The following is a 268-nucleotide window of genomic DNA, read 5'->3' on the forward strand; positions in this document are numbered from 1 at the left end:
GCGCATAGGCCTCATGGCCTTCGCGTCCCGTCATCGAGGTATGCAGAACCCCTATGTTAAACCAGCCTGCGATTGCCGAAGGATAGCCGATGGCTAGATTTTCGTATGCCGCCCGGTCTGAAAAACCCTGTCCATGGAGAGCAATCTTCTTTTCCTCGATGAGGAAGGTAGCGGGCTTGCTCGTTGTAAATTCGTGCACGTTGTCGGGCAGCGTGATCGTCTTGGTAATCACGCTGGCAGCATCGTGGTTTCCACGTAGCAGGTAGAC

At 54.5% G+C, this 268-nt stretch carries 1 pseudogene; it reads right to left on the bottom strand.

The annotated features are described in order from the left end of the window. Positions 1 to 268: pseudogene (locus AF337_RS18310) on the bottom strand (metallophosphoesterase family protein); the annotation flags it as partial.

The sequence above is a fragment of the Rhizobium ecuadorense genome, from assembly GCF_001187535.1.
Taxonomy (GTDB): Bacteria; Pseudomonadota; Alphaproteobacteria; order Rhizobiales; family Rhizobiaceae; genus Rhizobium; species Rhizobium ecuadorense.